Raw genomic sequence first — 18,005 nt, 5'->3', positions numbered from 1 at the left:
CGACTCCCGGGTCAGCGGCCGACCAGGCCGGTGCGGTTGATGAGCAGGTCGAGCGCCTCGTCCATCGCCGTCAGCACACGGGCGGCGGCCTGGTACGCGGTCTGGTAGGTCAGCAGGTTGATGGTCTCTTCGTCGCCGTCGACCGAGGCGTTCGACTGTTGCGCGGTGACGGCGGCCACGGCGCCCATGTCGGCGATGTCGGCCCGCTGCAGATCACCGGCGACCGCGACCGCGAACCCGGTGACGAACGTCGCCCAGGTCTTGCTGGGCCCAGTGGCCGAGGCACCGAGCGCACTGATGCGGTCGGCGATCGTGGTGTCCTTCGCGCCCGCTCCCGGCGCCGCCAGCGCGAGCTGATCGAGCCCGGTGGGCACGACGCTCAGTCCGAGCGCCGCCGGCGCCGTGGTGTCGAGGGCGAAGAAGTCGCCACCGGCCGCGCCGCCGGCGGTCACCCCGGTGCGATGCACGTCGTTGACCGCTGCGGCGAGGGCAGAGGCGGTCTCGTTGTAGGCGGCCGCGACGCCGGCGAGCGTGCCACCGTCGGATGCCGGCGCGAGTGCGCTGATGGTGCCGCCGATCACGCCACCGCCGACGGCGACCGGAACGTCCGGCCGATCGGCCCACGTCACGGTGGTGCGACCGGCATCCGAGATCTCGCGCGGACCGCTCACCTGGAGCGACCGGCTACTGTCACCTGAGACGAGCGCGTTACCGTCGACGCGGAGGGTGAGAGTGCCGTCCGACTCGACGACGCCCGTCGCCCCGATCGCCGAGGACAACTGCTGGGCGAGCACGTTCCGCTGATCGATCAGTTCGTTGGCATTGCGTCCGGCATGCAGCGCGTCGCGGATCTGACCGTTCAGCGTCGCGACCTGACCCGCCACCGCGTTGACGTCGGCGATATCGCGATCGACCTGTCCGCGCAGGTCGCTCCACTGGCCGGCGACGGCCTGGTAGCCCGCGGCGATCTGACCGACGAGAACTTGTGCGTTGGTGAGCACGACCTGCGCCGCAGCCGGCTCAGGGGTGTTCGCGAGGTCCGACCATCCGGCCCAGAAGCGGTCGAGGTTCGCGGCGAGTCCGTCGGCGGTCGGCTCAGCCATCGTGCTCTCGACCCGGGCCGCCGCGGTCGCCCGCGCACTCCAGAAACCGGAGGTCGAGAGAGCGTCACGCACGCGGGCGTCGAGGACGGCATCGCCGAGGCGCGCGACGCCCGTGACGGAGACGCCCCCGCCGATGCCGAGTCCGCTCTTCCACAGCCCGGTCTGACCGACGCCGGAGAGCGGAGCCTGTTCGACCCGCTGCCGGGTGTACCCGGTGGTGGTCTGGTTGGCGATGTTCTGACCCGTCACGGTCATCCCCGCGCGGGCGGCGGAGAGGGCGGATTCCGCCAGACGAAGACCTGCGAACGAAGACATGGTCACCTCACATCCGGGTGTCGAGAAGTCGGGCGTCGCCGCCGCGGACGACGTCGCCGCTGGGCGTGTACTCGCCGGTCGGCTCGCCGAGGCCGGCGATGGTCTCCTGGGTCACGCGGATCGCGGTGCGCAGACGCTGCTCGTTGACCTGCTTCATCTGCTCGATCTCGTCGGCCAGCGCCGTCATCGCGGCGAGGTGCCCCTCGAGCACCTCACGCCATCCGTCGGAGGGCGCCGCGGCGATCAGCTGACGCAGGGTCGTCGCCTCGGGCGCGCTCCACTCGTCGGCCACGGCCACGACGAGCGCATCGCGGGAGAGGGCGACGGTCGGCATGGCGGCGAGCACTCGCTCGATCTCGGTCGACGCATGCCGGATCCACCGGTTGCGGCCGGTCGCGAGCAGCATCTGCTGCTCATCCAGCTTGAACAGCAGCGTCTCGAGCAGCTCGCGCTCGCGCAGCAGGTGCATGCTCAGGTCGTGAGCGGCCACAGGGCGTCACCTCGTCGGGTCGGGGTCGTCGGAGACGGAAACTTCCGTCACACCTACGACTATCGCGACAACGGGGAGGCGAGTAACTCGACACGGATGGGGAGAACTCCCCATTGACATCGGTCAGGAGGCTCCGCTCAGACGTCGCAGGGCACCGAGGAGTGCGCTCTCCGCCGACTCGTCCCCCGCGGTCTGCACCGCTTCCTTGTTGGCATCGCCGACCGCGAGGACGATCTCCGCACGGTTGATGCGGGTGTCGCGAGGGGCGTCGATCCCGACTCGCACACCGCTCGGGGTGACCGCCAGGATCGTCACCGTGATGTCATCGCCGATCACGATGCTCTCGTTCGCGCGCCTCGTCAGAACCAGCATGTCCGTCCGCCTTCCCTGGCTGCGGCGCACTCGCGCCATCCTGTTCACCAAGGTAGTGCATGCCCTCGTAAACGAGCGGAATCTGCGGGTCAACCCGCCGCGCTGGGGAGGGCGGACGGGGCGATGCGCACGACCCCGACGACGTCGGTCGCATGGCCCGCCGCCCCGGCTTCGTCGTACGACAGCACGGGGAGCGACTCGACCTGCGGCGCGAGCATCCGCCGGACCGCCTGGCGCAGCGACGGCGCGCAGACGAGCACCGGTTCGGGACCCGCCTGCGTCAGGTCCGCCACGGTGCGACGCACGCTCTCGAGCACCTGCAGGGTCGCCTCGGGCGTGAGCACGATCTGGGGATTGCCGTCGACGATGCGCATGCCCTCGAGCATCTGCTGCTCCAGCATCGGATCGAACATGATGACCCGGATGCGCCCGTCCTCGGCGAAGCGTGCCGCGATCGCGGGTCCGAGCGCCGCGCGTGCGGCATCGATGAGTGCGGGGATCTCGGTCGAGGTCTTGCCGCGCAGCACGAGCGCCTCGTAGATGCGCGCGAGGTCGTTGATCGGCACGCGCTCCGCCAGCAGTCCGGCGAGCACCCGCTGGATCGCCGCCAGCGAGAGCACGGCGGGAGTCAGCTCCTCGACCGTCGTGGGGCTCGACTGCTTCAGATGCTCGGTCAGCTGGCGCACGTCCTCGAGCGAGAGGAGGCGGTGCGCCTGACTCTGCACGATGTCGGACAGGTGGGTGATGATGACGCTCGCACGATCGATCACCGTCGCGCCCGCCATGTCGGCCGCGTGCGACATCTCGGCCGGCACCCACTTGCCCTCGAGCCCGAAGACCGGGTCGACGACGGCTTCGCCGGGAAGCTGCTCGAGACCGGTGCCGATCGCCAGCACATGACCGCGCGGCACGACGCCACGACCGACCTCCACACCGGCGATGAGGATCGCGTAGGTCTGCGCCGGCAGGTCGATGTTGTCGCGGGTGCGCACGGGCGGCATGAGGATGCCGATGTCGAGCGCGAGCTTGCGACGGAGCGACTTGACGCGGGTGAGCAGATCCCCCGACCCCCCGGCTGCGAGGTCGACGATGTCGGTCGAGAGCGAGATCTCGAGCGCGTGCACCCTCATGCGATCCATGAGATCCTCCGGCCCCTCGGCGCCCGCCTCGACCGCCTCCTGCTGCAGGGCATCGGCCTCGCGCGCGGCATCCCGATCCTCGCTCGCCTTCACCCGCGACGCGGCGAACAGCAGCACGGCACCGATGCTCGCGAACACGAGCAGCGGCATCCCGGGGATGAATCCCATCGCGACCGCCGCCAGCCCGGTGATGACGAGGGCGTTGCGCGACTGCAGCAGCTGTCGCGCCGCAGCCTGCCCCATCTCGGCCTCGACGTTCTCGCGCGTCACGATCATGCCTGTCGACACCGCCATCAGCAGCGCGGGGATCTGCGTCACGAGCCCGTCACCGATGGTCAGGATGCTGTAGGTCTCGAGCGCCTCCCCCATCTCCATGCCGTGCTGCGCCATGCCGATGATGATGCCGCCGACGAAGTTGATGACGACGATCACGATGCCCGCGATCGCATCGCCCTTGACGAACTTCGACGCGCCGTCCATGGCCCCGTAGAAGTCGGCTTCCGCGGCGACCTCGGCGCGACGCCGGCGCGCCTCGTCATCGGTGATGAGGCCCGCGTTGAGGTCGGCGTCGATCGCCATCTGCTTGCCGGGCATCGCATCGAGGGTGAAGCGCGCGCCGACCTCCGCGACGCGCTCCGCGCCCTTGGTGACCACCACGAACTGGATGACGGTGAGGATCAGGAAGATCACGGCACCGATCACGAGCGACCCGCTGATCGTGATCTGCCCGAACGCCTGGATCACCTGGCCCGCGTGCGCCTCGCTGAGCACCAGCCGCGTGGAGGCGACGTTGAGACCGAGACGGAACAGCGTCGCGACGAGCAGCAGGCTCGGGAACACCGAGAAGTCCAGCGGCTTCTTCACGAACATGGCCGTGAGCAGGATCAGCAACGCGAACGAGATGTTCACGACGATGAGCACGTCGAGCAGCGGCGTCGGGATCGGCACGATGAGCAGGAGGATGATCCCGACCACCCCGACGGGGACGGCTCCCTTCGACAGCAGCTGACCGATCATGCGTCCTACCTTCTCGTTTTCCGTGTCCGGGAGTGCGGGTCAGAGCCCGCGGTCGCGGGTGCTCGCGAACGGCATCGTGTGGGTACCGCGCGCCGAGCCGCGCCGCTTGAGGTGCTCGATGAACGCCAGCACCTGGGCCACCGCGGTGTAGAGCTCCTCGGGGATCTCCCGGCCGATCTCGCAGGCCGCATGCAGGGCGCGGGCGAGCGGGATGTCGCGCACCAGTGGAACGCCCGACTCCTCGGCGCGCTCACGGATCTTCTGTGCGACGATGCCGGCCCCCTTCGCGACGACGCGCGGGGCGGACTTCCCGGGTTCGTATCGCAGCGCGACGGCGACGTGGGTGGGATTGACGAGCACGACGTCGCTGTCGGCGACCGCCGCGATCATTCGGTTGCGGCTGAGGGCGATCTGGCGGGAGCGCCGCTGCGAACGCACGAGCGGGTCGCCCTCGCTCTTCTTGTGCTCGTCCTTCGCCTCTTTCTTCGTCATGTGCGTGTGCTTGCGGTTGCGGCGCAGCACCACGGCGACGTCGATGGCGGCGAGCAGGATGCCGACGACGACGGCGACCTGCAGGAGGGCCATCACTCCCCCGGCCGCCTGTTCGAGGAGCCAGGTGATGTTGTGGCTGCCGCTGGCCATGAGCACCGGCACGAGACCCGAGATGACGATCCAGAGCGCGACGCCGATCGCCGTCGTCTTCAGCAAAGCCTTGGCGCCCTCCCAGAGCGCCTGCCGCCCGACGACGCGCTTGAGTCCCGTCACCAGGTTGAACTGCTCGGTGCGCATCGTCACGCCGCGCAGATGGATGCCGCCCTGGGCCACGGCCGTGGCGGTGGTCGCCAGCAGCACGACGAACAGCATCGGCAGCAGGATGCCGCCCATCGAGGTGAAAGCCGCGCCCAGCACCTCGACCGCTGTGTCGGCGGTCGGATGCGCCGCCACCGGAGCGACCCTCAGGAAGAGCTCGGTGAGCACCTGGGTCGCCGAGGCGATCGCCGGCAGCGACATGATCGCCGCGGCGGCGATGCACACCCAGGCCGTGAAGTCCTGGCTGCGGCCGATCTGCCCCTTCTTGCGGGCTTCCTTCAGGCGGCGATCGGTCGCTTTCTCGGTCCGTTCTCCGGTGTCGGTCTCGCTCAACGCGTCACCTCCATGAGCAGGCGCGCGGCGTTGTCGGCGATCGCCGCGACCACGCCGGGGAGCGCCGCGTACACGAAGCCCACGAGCAGGAGGGTGAGCCCGATCTTGATCGGGAAGCCCATCGCGAAGGCGTTGAGGGCCGGGGCGACGCGGGTCACGAGGCCGAGTCCGACGTCGGCGAGGAAGAGCACGATGAGGAGGGGGCCGGCGATCTGCACCGCGCTGAGCATCATCTGCCCCGCCGCACCCACGAGCGCTTCGGCCGGACGGGCGAGATCGATCATCCCCGTGATCGGCACCGCGTCGAAGGAGCGGAAGAGACCGCCGAGCACGAGCTGGTAGCCGTCGGAGGCGAACAGCAGCACGATCGCGGTCATCTGGAACAGGCGGGTGAACTGGGCGCCGTTCACCGCCATGCCCGGGTCGAAGGCCTGCGCGAGCTGAAATCCTCCGAAGGTGTCGACGAGATACCCCGAGCTCTGGATCGCGCTGAAGAGCACCATCACGAGGAACCCCAGCAGGGCGCCGGTGAGGGCCTGCCCGACCAGGGCGAGCAGGAATCCCCCTGTGTCGAGGCGCTCGTAGCCCGCGGTCACGACCGGCGACACCGCCAGGGCGAGCCCGACGCCGAGCATCGCGCGGATCCGCATCGGCACCGTGCCGTGGCTGAAGGGCGGCGCGATCACGAGGAACGCCGTGATCCGCACGCAGGCCAGAGCCGTCGCCTCGAGCCAGGTGAAGTCGATCGGGATGTGCATCAGCCGCCGTTCAACAGCGACGGTATGCGTGCGAAGAGCTCGTTCGAGAACGCGATCATCTCGGAGATCATCCAGTGCCCGCTCACCAGCAGCGCGATGCCGACCGCGACGAGCTTGGGCACGAACGAGATCGTCATCTCCTGCACCTGGGTGATGGACTGCAGCAGCGAGATCGCGAAGCCGACCACGAGCGCCGTGATCAGGAGCGGGGCGCACAGCTTCGCCGCGAGGATGAGCGCCGCCTGGCCGATGTCGATGACCGCTTCGGGGTTCATCCGCCGCCTCCCGCGTAGGACTGCACGAGGGCGGTGATGACCATCCCCCACCCGTCGATGAGCAGGAACAGCAGGATCTTGAACGGCAGCGAGATCATGACGGGCGGGAGCATCATCATGCCCATCGACATCAGGGCGCTCGCGACGACGAGGTCGATGACGAGGAACGGCACGAAGATGATGAAGCCGATGAGGAACGCGGCGCGCAGCTCGCTGAGCATGAACGCGGGCACGAGCGTCTGCAGCGGGATGCTGGAGGGATCGGTGGGGTTGTCCATCTGCGCGGCGCGGTGCATCAGCGCGATGTCCTCTTCACGCGTGTAGGCGAGCATCCACTGCCGCAGCGGCTCCTGGGCGAGCTCGAACGCCCGACCGAAGTCGATCTGACCGTCGGTGAACGGGGCGACCGCGACCGTGTTGATGTCGGTGAGCACGGGCCACATGATGAACAGGGTCAGGAACAGGCTGAGACCGGCGAGCACCTGGTTCGGCGGAATCGACGGCAGCGACAGGGCGTTGCGGGTGAGGGCGAGCACCACGAAGATCTTCGTGAAGCTCGACATCATGAGCAGCAGAGCCGGGGCCACACTGAGCACCGTGATGCCGAGCAGCGTCACGATGCTGTCGGACGGCGTGCCGTTGATGCCGTTGATCGTCACGCCCTCGCCGTCACCCGACTGGGCGGGCACGACGGATGCCGCGGCGTGAGCACCCCCGGCTCCCCACAGTACGCACACCGCCACGAGCACGAGCACGGCGGCGGAGAGGACCCCGATCCGACCGCGGCCCCGCCACGCGCGCGCCGTCGGCGTAGCGGCGAGGACTGATGCGGGCACGGCGGCACTCCGAAGATGGGTGTCGTGGCCGATCCGTAGCCGAGGGGGCGAGCGATCCGTGCTCACCGGTGACTATCGCGACAGCGGCTCTCGCGCGTAACCGCGGCGCGGGGCCGATCAGGCGACGGAGGTGAGCGGCGGGCGCTCCGCGTCGTCGATCGCCTCGTCGTCGATCGTCTCGTCGACGGTTGCGTCGTCGATCTCGGCCGGAGCCTCCTGCGTGTCGACGACGCTGACGCCGCCCTCGGTGACGCCGAGCACGTAGCGGATGCCACCGAACTCCGCCACCACGAGTTGCGCCTTGGCGCCGATCCCGGTGCGGGCGACGACCGTGATCTTCTCGGGGCGCTGACGAGCGGACCTCGTCGCCGAAGAGCGCGGCGGACGGAGGACGGACAGCCGCCCGAGTTTCTTCGGCAGGAGCGCGTCCAGCGGGCTCCCGCCCTTCGCCCCGGCCTTCTGCAGACGGCGGCTGAGGAACAGCAGCAATCCCAGCACCGCGGCAAGGGCCACGATCATCCGCAGCGCGACGAGGATGTCGTCCACGATCAGACGCTCTCGGCGCCGTCGAGGATGCGCTCGACGCGGATCGCGAAGTCCCCGTCGGCGACGACCACGGTGCCGTGCCCGATCAGACGCCCGTTGAGTTTGATATCGGCGGGAGACCCCGCCGCGCGGTCGAGTTCGACCACGTTCCCCGGCTCGAGCGCGAGCACGTCGCGCACCGGCATCCGCGTGCGCCCGATCTCGACGACGAGCTCCATCTCGACGCCGGCGATGCGGTTGATCCGCTGGGGGCCCGTGGAACCCGAGCTCGCACGATCGCCCTCGATGCGCACCGAGGCGCGGGCGGCGATGGCGCCGGTGGAATCGACCAGATCGAACACCTGCGTGCCGGGAGCCGCGAAGACCTCGGCCGCGGCGACGGCCTCGCCGGTGCCGAGCGCCCCGGGACCGAGGACGATGGCCGCCGCTTCGAAGATCGGGTGCAGCCGGTCGGCGAGAGCCGCTTTCTTGGATCCGTCCTCGAGCTGCGCGGGATCGATCACCTGGATCGCGAGACGGGCTCCGGGGGTGCCGGTGAAGGTCACCGCGATCGCGTCGCCCACCGCTCCGGGATCGGTCGACGGCGTCGGGATGACGGGGAAGCCGAACGGCAGCTTGCCGGCGATCGCCGCGGCGATGGCGGTCTCGTGGAAGGTGCTCATCAGTGGTTCTCCTCGTGGGTGGTCGTGATCGTGCAGGCTAGGCGCGATCCGCGGCTGCCGGGCGTCGCGCGCGCGATGGTCGTGTCGCCGGCCATCAGTTCGTAGGGCATCGTCTCGGGGTGGGGCAGGCGCAGCAGATCACCGGGCGCGAGATCGAGCACCTCTCCCGCACCGATCGTGATCGGCGCGAGACGCAGGGTGATCTCCAACGGAGTGCTGTGCACCTGGTCGCGGGTGTGCCCCGCACCGCGCGTCGCCGCGGCATCCGCCCCCGCCTCGGCGAGGTGGTCGACGACCGCGGAGGCCGGGAGCATGATCGAGGCGACAGTGCGCGTGTCGCCCAGCCGCATCGTGTACCGGGCGACGATCACGGCGGCCGAGGCCGAGATGACCTGCAGGTACTGCGGGTTGTAGTGCACACCGCCGAAGACGGGCTCACCGGGGAGCAGCGGACCGAGGCTCGCCGACAGGTGCTCGAAGGTACCCTCCATGAGGTTGCGCACCAGGGCGAGTTCGATCGGCGTGAACGTGCGGGCGTCGGGCAGGGAGGTGCTCCGCCCTCCCATCATCTGCACGACCCAGAGCAGCGCGCTGTCGAGCCCGAACTGCACCACGCACGGTTCGTCGCGATCGGCGAAGGAGCCGGCGACCATCGCCGTGGTGCTCGGGAGCGTCTGCGCGTACTCCTCGTACGACACGAGCTCGACGTCGTCGAGAGTGAGGTGCGTGCGCACCCGGATCTTCGCGGTCAGCTGCGACGACCACAGGCGCGCGAAGGACTCGAACGACGCTTCCAGCCGGCGGATGCTGTCGCGCCCGAGCTGCGCGGGACGACCGAAGTCGTACGCCGGATAGCGCCCGGCGGGATCGTCCGGCACGGCATGCGGGATCATGGCGGTCTCCTCGGAGATGGTGGACACGTGTCAGCCCTTCCCGGCCGCGTCGGCGAGTGCGGGGAGCAGCGCCCGCACCTGGTCTTCCTCGGTGGACTCGACGACGATGTCGACCCGCCTGTTGCTGGCGAGCGCCTGCGGGCTGTCGCCCTCGACGAGCGGGCGCGTATCCGAGAACGCCGTCGCCTTCACCCGCGCGCCGCCGACGAGTTCGTGCTCGACCAGGAAGCGCGCCACCTGCGTCGCGCGACCTCCCGACAGCTCCCAGTTCGTCGGATAGGGCGCGGCCGAGAGGCGCCGATCGGCATGGCCCTCGACGCTCACCTGATTGTCGACCGTCGTCAGCACGTCACCGATCGCATCGAGCACGGCATCGGCCTTGGCCGAGAGATCCGTGCTGTTGTCTCCGAAGAACGTCTCCGCGCCGACCAGACCGACCTTGAGGCCGCGGTCGTCGATCACGAACTCGACCGTGTCCTGCAGGCCCTGAGCCGCGAGAGCGGTGCGCATGCGCTCCCGCAGTTCCTCGAGCGACTCGTACTCCGCCGCAGCGCGCTGGGTGAGGTCGGGCTCGCCCTCCTCATCGAGCATCTCCGGCGGGATCACCAGCCCCTCGGAGATGTCGGCGCCGCCGGTGGTCGTCTCCTCCTGCCCGAAGCCGGTCGCGAGGCTGTTCGCCAGTAGCTCGAACTTGGTCTTGTCGACGTTCGAGACGGCGAACAGCACGATGAACAGGCACATCAGCACGGTGACCATGTCGGCGTACGACACCGCCCAGCGCTCGTCCGGCTCGTCGTGCGACTCGTCCTCGTGACCGCGCCCGCCCGCGCGGCGGGCCGTGCTCACAGGACCTCCTCCGAGCCCTGCGCCTCCGCGCCCTTCGTCTCCTTGGGTGCCCGGCGCTTCGGCTTGACGGTCGACAGCGCCTCGAGACGCTCCTGCAGCAGATGCGGAGCACTGCCGGCCTGGATGGCGAGCATCCCCTCGCTGACGATCATCATGCGCTCGAGCTCGACGGCCCCGATGCGGTTCAGGCGGCCGGCGATCGGATTCCAGATGAAGTTCGCGGAGAGGAGCCCCCACAGCGTGGCGACGAACGCCGCCGCGATCATGGGTCCGAGGTGATCGGGCTCGTCGAGCTTCTCGAGCACGTGGGTCAGCGAGACCACCGTGCCGACGATACCGATCGTGGGTGCGTAGCCGCCGAGGGAGGAGAAGAACTTCGCGGCGATCCGCGTCCGCGACGAGGTGGCCGTGATCTCGTCGTCCATCATGAGGCGCAGGTCGTCGGCATCCGTCCCGTCGGCGAGGGCCTGGAGCGCCTGCCGCGTGAACGAATCGGGTGCCGAGTCGAGTTCCTGCTCGAGGGCGAGGAGTCCGTCACCGCGGGCCGTCTCGGCATAGCCGACGAGGAACGGGATCACGGCCTCGGGCGTGGAGCGGGGTCCGCGCACCATCCGACCCAGGCTCTTCACGGCCAGGCGCGTGTCGCGCAGCGTGTGACTGGCGATGCCGACGCCGATCGTCGAGCCCAGCACGAGGATCATCGGCGCAGGGATGAGCAACGCCTCGAAGCTCGCGCCCTCCATCGTGATCATGGCGACGAGAGCGCCGAACGCGAGGACGACGCCGATGAGGAATGCGGGATCCACCGTCAGTCCCCCGACTTCCGGCCGAGCGCCTGGGCGGCGTCGAGCACACGCGCCCGATAGGCGACGATCAGCTCGACGACGGTGTCGAGGCTCTCCTCGACGACGTAGACCCCGCCGTCGATCATGTGCAGCGTCGTGTCGGGCGAGGAGTACACGCGCTCGATGAGATCGGGGTTCACCGCGAACCGTGTGCGGTCGAGGCGGGTGACGATGATCATCGAGGAGTCTCCGGGCGAGGGGCGTCGGGCGAGAGGCGGTTCAGCCCCGACTATCGCGACGCGGCCCGCCCCAGGTAACCAGGGCGGGCCGCGTGCGATGCGGGATCAGCGCTTGAGCTGGGTGAGCTCCTGCAGCACCTCGTCGCTCGTGGTGATGATGCGGGCGTTCGCCTGGAAGCCGCGCTGCGCGACGATCAGGTTCGTGAACTCCTGCGACAGGTCGACGTTGCTCATCTCGAGCGCACCCGAGACGAGGCTGCCGAAGCCGGCCTGGCCCGCCTCGCCGATCTGCGCGGGGCCGGAGTTGACCGAGAGGCGGTACGACGAACCGCCGGCTTTCTCGAGTCCTTCCGGGTTGGCGAAGGTCGCCATCGCGATCTTGCCGAGGGTCTGGGTCGCGCCGTTGCTGAACGTGCCGACGATCGAGCCGTCGCCCGTGATGCTGTACGACTTGAGCGTGCCGGCTGCGGCGCCGTTCTGATCGGTGACGGCGACGGTCGACAGGCTCGCGTATCCGGTGACCGCGGTGAGGTCGACGGTCACGGCACCCGCGGTGAGGGTGAGTCCCGTACCGGTCTGCTTGCCGTCCGTGAAGGCGAGGGCACCCGTCGCGCCGCTCACGGGCTCGGAGACGTCCCAGCCCGTGGCCGTGCGCGTGAACGTGAGGCTCAGCGTGGTCGGCGTGCCCTGCGCGTCGAACACCGTGACGTCGCGCACGACCTCGTCACCGGCAGCGGCGGTCGAGGGCAGGTTACCGGTGACCGTCGCTCCGGTCGTCGCCCGCGCGGGCGAGACCGCATCCAGGGGCAGCACGATGTTGCCGACGGCCTGACCGGTGTTGACGACGCCGTTCTGCGCCGACCAGCCCTGCACGATCGCCCCGTCGGCGGTGACCATCTTGCCCGTCGGGTCGAACGAGAATCCACCCGCGCGGGTGTAGAGCGTCTCGCCGCCCGCGCGCACGGCGAAGAACCCGTCACCCGAGATCATGAGATCGCCGCCCCGTCCGGTCGCCTGCGCGGAGCCCTGCGCGAAGTTGGTGCGTACGCCGGCGACCTGCACGCCGAGACCGACCTGGGCGGGGTTGCGTCCGCCGACCTGGTCGTCAGGGATGCCGGCGTTGCCGATGAGCTGCGAGAGGGAGTCCTGGAAGACCACGGACGATCCCTTGAAGCCCGCGGTGTTGACGTTGGCGATGTTGTTTCCGGTCACGTCGAGCATGGTCTGGTGCGAGCGGAGTCCGGAGATGCCGGAGTAGAGCGAGCGGAGCATGGTGTTCTCTCTTCCTGTGTGTCAGGTGGTCGGTGCGGTCGGGGTGACGACGCCCGTGATGGCGTCGAGCGCGATGGTCTTGTCGCCGATGGTCACCTGCGGCACGGGGCCGTCGAACGAGACCTTCGTGACGATGCCGGTGACGGCCTTGCCATCGGCGTCCTCGTAGCTCGCCTCCTGCCCGATGAGGGCGGCGGCGGCCTGGCGCATGTCGAGCGCGAAGGCCTCGGCGCCGTTGTCGGCGAGGGCCGTGAGCTGCTCCATCATGGCGAGCTGCGTGGTCTGCGAGATCATCTCGTTGGTGTCCATCGGGCTCGAGGGGTCCTGATGGGTGAGTTGCGTGACGAGCAGTTTGAGGAAGACCTCGCCGTCGAGCACCTGCTTTCGGGCGGCGGGATCGGTAGTGCTTCCGGTGTGGATCGCGGTGGGTGCGCTCACGGCGTCGACGGTCATGGGTGTCCTCTCAGGCGAAGGTGTCGAGACCCGCGCCGGCGACGGCGAGGGCGGGAGTCGGGAGGGAGCGCCGGTCGGACGCATCGACGCGGAGACCGGGGGCGACCGCGGGGCCGGAGCCGCGCCGCTCGCCCGGCTGTCCCCCGGCGCCCGGATCGGCTCCGGGCTGTGCGAATCGATCGGAGCCTCCGGCATCCGCCGACGATGCGGACGACGAGGTGAGCGAGAGGTTCGCGTGGGGCATGACGGCGGCGAGATCGCGACGCAGGTCGGAGACGATCGCGCGCAGCGCCTCGCGCCCCGCGTCGGTCGCTCCGACGAGCTCGACGCGCACATCCCCGTTCCGACCGATGTGCGCCCGCACGGTCACGGGTCCGAGGGCGTCGGGGCTCACGGTCATGGTCACCTGGTGGCTGCCGGCCGGGCGCTGCGCGATGCTCACGACCACCGGCGCGACCTGGGTGGCGACGGATCGAGCGGATGCCGGAGGCTCCGGCTGCGCGACGACGGGGGCGCCCGGGGTCGGTGCGCTCGCCGCGGGTGCGACGACCGGGGTCGACGGAGCACCCGCCGTGGGTCCCGCAGGCTGATCCGGTCGGTCTGCCACGGCGCCGGACGGCGACACCGATGGGGTGGTGGCCGTGGACGGCACCGCGGACGACGGGGCAGCCGGCGCGGCGACGGGAAGAGCGGAGGCCTCCACTCGCGTCGTTGCGGGCGCGGGCGCAGGGCCGGTCGGTGCCGCCGTGGCCGACGGGGCGCCGTTCACCGGCACAGCGTCCGACGACGGCCCGGTCGTGGACACGGAACCTGTGGGGCCAGGGGCTGCGGATCCAAGAGCGGGAGCTGCGGCGCGGTCGAGAGGGGCACCGGCATCCGTTCCCCCGGTCGCCGACGAGGGCGGCGCGACGAGCGCGGCACCGGTCCCCTCATCGGCCGTCGCGTCGGCGCGGGACGCTAAAACGGTCTCCGTCCCTCCGGGCGTCGATTCATCGACGGCCGCGGATGTCGCGACGATCGACGCATCGGCGGGAATCGGCGTCGGTGCCGGCACCGGAGAGGGAGCGGGCACGACGGCCAGCGCACTGATCATCGTGGCGGCGTCGGCGGGAACCGCACTCGCCGGCGTCTCGCCCTGCGCTGGCTCCGTCGAATCCGTGGTGCTCTCTCCGGAGCTCGGAGCGGCCGCGACTTCCGTCGTCACGGCCGGCGCGAGACGCGCCGACCCGTCCGCGCCGCTCGGGGCGTCGAGCATCCGCTCCGCGAGTGCCAGCGCGGCTCCGAACGACGTCACCTCTGCGGCCGTTCCGCGTCCGGTCGTCGTTGCACCACCGGCGACGAATGCGGCGAACGGATCGGATGACGCCGTCCCCGCGGCGATCCCCGCCCTCATGCGCTGCGCTCCTCGCGCAGGCTGCGAACGACGGCGATCTCGTCGAGAGCGGTCTGCTCCGTGTGCTGCTCGATCCGCGCGCTCTCGACGCGGTGAGCATCCTCGAGGCGTTCGAGGCCGCGCAGTTCGCGGCGAGCCTCGACGTGGGCGGCCTTCGCCTCCGCCTCCTCGGCGCGGCGCATCTCGGTGAGCGCCTGCACGTCGCTCAGGGCGCTGCGTCCGGCGGCGCGAGCCGCGGCCATCGCGAGCAGGGTCGGCGCGTCGTCGACCTGCGCGCTGATCTCGGCGAGGCTCACGACCGCTCCCTGTTCGGCGGTCTCGGCCTGGAGTCGGGCGGATGAAGCGCGGGACAACTGCTCCGCGGCCACGCGCTCCTGGGCGTCGCGCACGCGCAGCAGGCCGGCGAGGGGGAAAGTCATGGCGTCAGTCCTCCGAACTCGGTGGTGAGGGCGGCGAGTCGCCGCCAGGAATCCTCGGCGGTGGTGAGGTCGTCCATGCGCTGGGTCAGGAACCCGGCGATCGCCTCCTCGTGCGCCAGGGCGGCGTCGACGAGCGGATTCGCACCCGGCCGGTACGCACCGATGTCGATGAGGTCGTTCGCACTGCGACGGGCGGCGAGCACGCTGCGCAGCGCCACCGCGTGCGCCCGCTGCTCGGAAGTGGTGATCTTCGACACCACGCGCGAGATCGATCCGAGCGCATCGACGGCTGGGAAGTGCCCACGCACCGCGAGGGCGCGGTCGAGCACGACGTGCCCGTCGAGGATGCCGCGGGCGGCGTCGGCGATCGGTTCGTTGTGATCGTCTCCGTCGACGAGCACGGTGTAGAGACCGGTCACCGATCCGACCGGTCCGGTGCCGGCCCGCTCGAGGAGTCGGGCGAGAACGGAGAAGGTCGACGGCGGATAGCCGCGGGTCGCCGGCGGCTCGCCCGCGCTCAGCCCGATCTCGCGCTGAGCCATCGCGACACGGGTGAGGGAGTCCATCATGAGCACGACGTCGCTCCCCTCCGCCCGGAAGCCCTCGGCGATGCGGGTGGCGACGAACGCCGAACGCATGCGCACCATCGCCGGCTGGTCGGAGGTCGCGACGACGACCACCGAGCGCGCCAGGCCCTCGGGTCCGAGGTCGTCCTCGAGGAACTCCCGTACCTCGCGGCCGCGCTCACCCACCAGCGCGATGACGGTGACGTCGGCCGTCGAGCCGCGGGCGATCATCGACATCAGCGACGACTTGCCCACGCCCGAACCGGCGAACAGACCGAGGCGCTGTCCCGTGCCGACCGGGGTCAGCGTGTCGAGCACGCGGACGCCCAGTCCGAGTTGGCGGTCGATCCGCTGACGGCTCAGGATGCTCGGGGCCTCGTGATCGAGCGGGACGAATGCGGTGTCTCGGCCGAGCGGCCCCTTCCCGTCGATCGGGCGGCCGAGACCGTCGAGCACGCGCCCGAGCAGGGAGCGCCCGGTCGGCACGCGCAGTCGTTCGCCGGTGTGCAGCACGCGGGCGCGTGCGGTGATCCCGTCCAGCGGTCCGAGCGGCATGCATCGCGCCGACCCACCATCGACGGCGACGACCTCGGCATCCACGCGGCGCCCATCCGCCACGTCGATCCGCACGCGGTCGCCGACCGCGGCATCGATGCCCACCACCTCCGCGCCGAGGCCGAGGACCGACTTCACCGTGCCGGACCGTTCGGGCCGCGCAGCGTGGAGCACGCGCTCCCACGACGCCGTGCGGACGCTCATGCGAGACCCTCACCATCGGCGTCATCGTCGCGGTCTCCGCCGCTCAGGGCAGCGCTCGCCCGGCGCAGCGCGTCCGCGACGCGCACGTCGACGGCCCCGTCGGCGATCTGCACGATCGCGCCGCCGGGCGAGACGGAGGCGTCGTCGACCATCTCGACGCCGTGCAATGCGGCCACGGTGTCGGCATCCGCGCGCAGGATCTCGCCGTCGCGCGGATGAACGGCGACGCGCGTCCACCGGTCGACGGGCATCTCGGCGAGGGCTCGGCGCAGCGCGTGCGCCGCCGAGCGGGCGGGGTCCGACAGCTCGGTGCCGAGGATCGCGATCGCGAGCTCCACCGCGAGTTCCTCGATGCGGTCTGCCGAGAGATTAGTCGTCGCTCCGACGCGATCCGCCAACGCCGATCGGGCGTCGTCGAGCGCGGCCAGGGCGCTCGCGTACCGCACCGCCCGCGCATCGCGATCCTGCTGGAACTGCTCGGCCTCGACGGACTGCTGCGACCGCGCCTCGTCGAGCGCGATCCGGCGCCCCTCCGCGTAGCCCTCGGCGTAGCCGCGCGTGCGCGCCCGAGCGGCCTCGTCGCGCACATCGGTCGGGGTCTCCCCCACACGCGGCACGACGAGCGGCGTGAAAGCGGTGTCGGAGAGCGTCATTCGATCAGCTCGTCCTCGTCCTCGCGGGAGATCGTGATCTCCTCCGCCGCCTCGAGCTCGCGGATGATGCGCACGACCTCGGCCCGGGCCTCATCGACCTGACGCACGCGCACGGATCCGAGGACCCGCGCCTCCTCCGCGAGGTTCTCCTTGTTCCGCTCGGTCATGTTGCTCGTGACCTTGAGAGCGATCTGCTCGTCCGCTCCCTTGAGAGCGAGCGCCAGGACCCGCAGATCGATGCCGCGCAGCACGCGCTGCGCATCGCGGTCCTCGAGACGCGTGAAGTCGGCGAACGTCACCATGCGGCTGCGGATGTCCTCCGCCAGGGCGAGGTCGCGTCCTTCGAGGCTCGCCAGCAGCGACTTCTCGAGCGCGGTGTCGGAGCGACTGATGATCTCGACGAGGGGCTGCACGCCGCCGATGGACTCGTGGTTGTCCCTCATCGCGAAGACGCCGGTGCGCGAGCGCAGGGAGTCGGCGACGATCGAGATGGCCTCCTGCGTGGCGGTCCCCATCGTCGCAATCGCCTGGGCGACGTCGGTGCGCAGCGGGTCCTGCAGCGCGGCGAGCACGGCCGCGGCACGATCCGCCCGCAGGTTCGCGAGCACGACCGCGACCGTGGTCGGCAACTCGCCCTCGAGGATCGTGGCGAGTTGCGCGGGATCGGCGGCGTTCAGGAAGTCGAACGACACCGCGCCCTGCGACATCACCCTGCCGACCATGCCGACGGCCTTCTCCCGGCCGAAGGCGGTCTCCAGCAGCCCGGTCGCGAGCTCCTGTCCTCCGCGCGAGGGCACCGACCCACCCGTCGCGATGCGTGTGAACGCGGCGAGAGCACGGGCAGTGGCGGCGACGTCGACCCCGCCCAGCTGGGTGAGCTCGGCCGCGAGCATCTCGGAGCGATCCTCACCGAGCAGACGGAGCACCTCGGCGCTCGCCTCCCGGTCCATGTTCAGGAGCACGATCGCTGCCTGGCGCAGACCGCTCATCGGGGCGATCGCCTGTCCGGACGCCGTGGCGACGGCCTCCGAGATTTGCTCGGTCGGGGCATCCGCGGATTCGATCTGCATG

General features: G+C 70.5%; 21 protein-coding genes. All 21 read right to left on the bottom strand.

The features are described 5' to 3' along the window. Positions 1–11 precede the first annotated feature (11 nt). The 21 genes from flgK to ACIQTT_RS01510 all read right to left on the bottom strand — a co-directional run bounded on the left by flgK (position 12) and on the right by ACIQTT_RS01510 (position 18,004). Positions 12–1,418: a flagellar hook-associated protein FlgK gene (gene flgK / locus ACIQTT_RS01610; RefSeq protein ID WP_402785087.1), complete on the bottom strand. Its 1,407-nt coding sequence runs from the start codon at positions 1,416–1,418 to the stop codon at positions 12–14. A 7-nt stretch (positions 1,419–1,425) separates the two neighbouring features. Then, positions 1,426–1,908, bottom strand: coding sequence for a flagellar export chaperone FlgN (gene flgN, locus ACIQTT_RS01605; RefSeq protein WP_402785084.1), 483 nt, complete (start codon positions 1,906–1,908; stop codon positions 1,426–1,428). A 123-nt stretch (positions 1,909–2,031) separates the two neighbouring features. After that, complete coding sequence (csrA, locus tag ACIQTT_RS01600; protein ID WP_402785081.1) at positions 2,032–2,280, bottom strand: carbon storage regulator CsrA; 249 nt, start codon at positions 2,278–2,280, stop codon at positions 2,032–2,034. 89 nt (positions 2,281–2,369) lie between these two features. Further along, positions 2,370–4,436, bottom strand: a complete 2,067-nt coding sequence (locus ACIQTT_RS01595) for a flagellar biosynthesis protein FlhA (protein ID WP_402785078.1) — start codon at positions 4,434–4,436, stop codon at positions 2,370–2,372. A 39-nt stretch (positions 4,437–4,475) separates the two neighbouring features. Then, the gene (locus ACIQTT_RS01590) at positions 4,476–5,579 is read right to left on the bottom strand and encodes a flagellar biosynthesis protein FlhB (protein ID WP_402785075.1); all 1,104 of its coding nucleotides are present in this window, start codon (positions 5,577–5,579) and stop codon (positions 4,476–4,478) included. Continuing rightward, positions 5,576–6,337: a flagellar biosynthetic protein FliR gene (locus ACIQTT_RS01585; protein ID WP_402785071.1), complete on the bottom strand. Its 762-nt coding sequence runs from the start codon at positions 6,335–6,337 to the stop codon at positions 5,576–5,578. The genes ACIQTT_RS01590 and ACIQTT_RS01585 overlap by 4 nt, the downstream gene beginning before the upstream one ends. After that, positions 6,337–6,612, bottom strand: coding sequence for a flagellar biosynthesis protein FliQ (gene fliQ, locus ACIQTT_RS01580; RefSeq protein ID WP_247622317.1), 276 nt, complete (start codon positions 6,610–6,612; stop codon positions 6,337–6,339). Before fliQ ends, ACIQTT_RS01585 begins: the two co-directional genes overlap by 1 nt. Then, positions 6,609–7,448 carry a flagellar type III secretion system pore protein FliP gene (gene fliP / locus ACIQTT_RS01575; protein ID WP_402785068.1) on the bottom strand — a complete coding sequence of 280 codons (840 nt, stop codon included), beginning with the start codon at positions 7,446–7,448 and terminating at the stop codon, positions 6,609–6,611. Before fliP ends, fliQ begins: the two co-directional genes overlap by 4 nt. A 117-nt stretch (positions 7,449–7,565) precedes the next feature. After that, entirely contained in the window at positions 7,566–7,994 is a 429-nt protein-coding gene (locus ACIQTT_RS01570) for a flagellar biosynthetic protein FliO (protein WP_402785065.1), read from the bottom strand. A 2-nt stretch (positions 7,995–7,996) separates the two neighbouring features. Beyond that, positions 7,997–8,656, bottom strand: coding sequence for a FliM/FliN family flagellar motor switch protein (locus ACIQTT_RS01565; protein ID WP_402785062.1), 660 nt, complete (start codon positions 8,654–8,656; stop codon positions 7,997–7,999). Further along, positions 8,656–9,576 carry a flagellar motor switch protein FliM gene (locus ACIQTT_RS01560; RefSeq protein WP_402785059.1) on the bottom strand — a complete coding sequence of 307 codons (921 nt, stop codon included), beginning with the start codon at positions 9,574–9,576 and terminating at the stop codon, positions 8,656–8,658. The genes ACIQTT_RS01565 and ACIQTT_RS01560 overlap by 1 nt, the downstream gene beginning before the upstream one ends. A gap of 3 nt (positions 9,577–9,579) precedes the next feature. After that, the gene (locus ACIQTT_RS01555) at positions 9,580–10,395 is read right to left on the bottom strand and encodes a flagellar motor protein MotB (RefSeq protein WP_402785056.1); all 816 of its coding nucleotides are present in this window, start codon (positions 10,393–10,395) and stop codon (positions 9,580–9,582) included. Next, positions 10,392–11,201, bottom strand: a complete 810-nt coding sequence (locus ACIQTT_RS01550; protein WP_402785053.1) for a motility protein A — start codon at positions 11,199–11,201, stop codon at positions 10,392–10,394. The genes ACIQTT_RS01555 and ACIQTT_RS01550 overlap by 4 nt, the downstream gene beginning before the upstream one ends. Before the next feature lie 2 nt (positions 11,202–11,203). Next, complete coding sequence (locus tag ACIQTT_RS01545) at positions 11,204–11,419, bottom strand: flagellar FlbD family protein (protein WP_247622311.1); 216 nt, start codon at positions 11,417–11,419, stop codon at positions 11,204–11,206. 105 nt (positions 11,420–11,524) lie between these two features. After that, positions 11,525–12,691, bottom strand: a complete 1,167-nt coding sequence (locus tag ACIQTT_RS01540) for a flagellar hook protein FlgE (protein ID WP_402785050.1) — start codon at positions 12,689–12,691, stop codon at positions 11,525–11,527. 21 nt (positions 12,692–12,712) lie between these two features. Continuing rightward, the gene (locus ACIQTT_RS01535) at positions 12,713–13,144 is read right to left on the bottom strand and encodes a flagellar hook capping FlgD N-terminal domain-containing protein (protein WP_402785047.1); all 432 of its coding nucleotides are present in this window, start codon (positions 13,142–13,144) and stop codon (positions 12,713–12,715) included. Between the two features lie 10 nt (positions 13,145–13,154). After that, positions 13,155–14,537 carry a hypothetical protein gene (locus ACIQTT_RS01530; RefSeq protein WP_402785044.1) on the bottom strand — a complete coding sequence of 461 codons (1,383 nt, stop codon included), beginning with the start codon at positions 14,535–14,537 and terminating at the stop codon, positions 13,155–13,157. Then, entirely contained in the window at positions 14,534–14,956 is a 423-nt protein-coding gene (locus ACIQTT_RS01525; protein ID WP_402785041.1) for a hypothetical protein, read from the bottom strand. Before ACIQTT_RS01525 ends, ACIQTT_RS01530 begins: the two co-directional genes overlap by 4 nt. Then, the gene (locus tag ACIQTT_RS01520; protein WP_402785039.1) at positions 14,953–16,281 is read right to left on the bottom strand and encodes a FliI/YscN family ATPase; all 1,329 of its coding nucleotides are present in this window, start codon (positions 16,279–16,281) and stop codon (positions 14,953–14,955) included. The genes ACIQTT_RS01525 and ACIQTT_RS01520 overlap by 4 nt, the downstream gene beginning before the upstream one ends. Then, on the bottom strand, positions 16,278–16,934 hold the full coding sequence (locus ACIQTT_RS01515; RefSeq protein ID WP_402785037.1) for a FliH/SctL family protein: 657 nt from the start codon (positions 16,932–16,934) through the stop codon (positions 16,278–16,280). Before ACIQTT_RS01515 ends, ACIQTT_RS01520 begins: the two co-directional genes overlap by 4 nt. Further along, complete coding sequence (locus ACIQTT_RS01510) at positions 16,931–18,004, bottom strand: flagellar motor switch protein FliG (protein WP_402785035.1); 1,074 nt, start codon at positions 18,002–18,004, stop codon at positions 16,931–16,933. Before ACIQTT_RS01510 ends, ACIQTT_RS01515 begins: the two co-directional genes overlap by 4 nt. Between the last annotated feature and the right edge of the window lies 1 nt (position 18,005).

Origin of the sequence: Microbacterium sp. NPDC090225 (genome assembly GCF_044772365.1) — a bacterium.
GTDB lineage: Bacteria > Actinomycetota > Actinomycetes > Actinomycetales > Microbacteriaceae > Microbacterium.
This window is presented reverse-complemented; position numbering and strand designations above follow the sequence as displayed.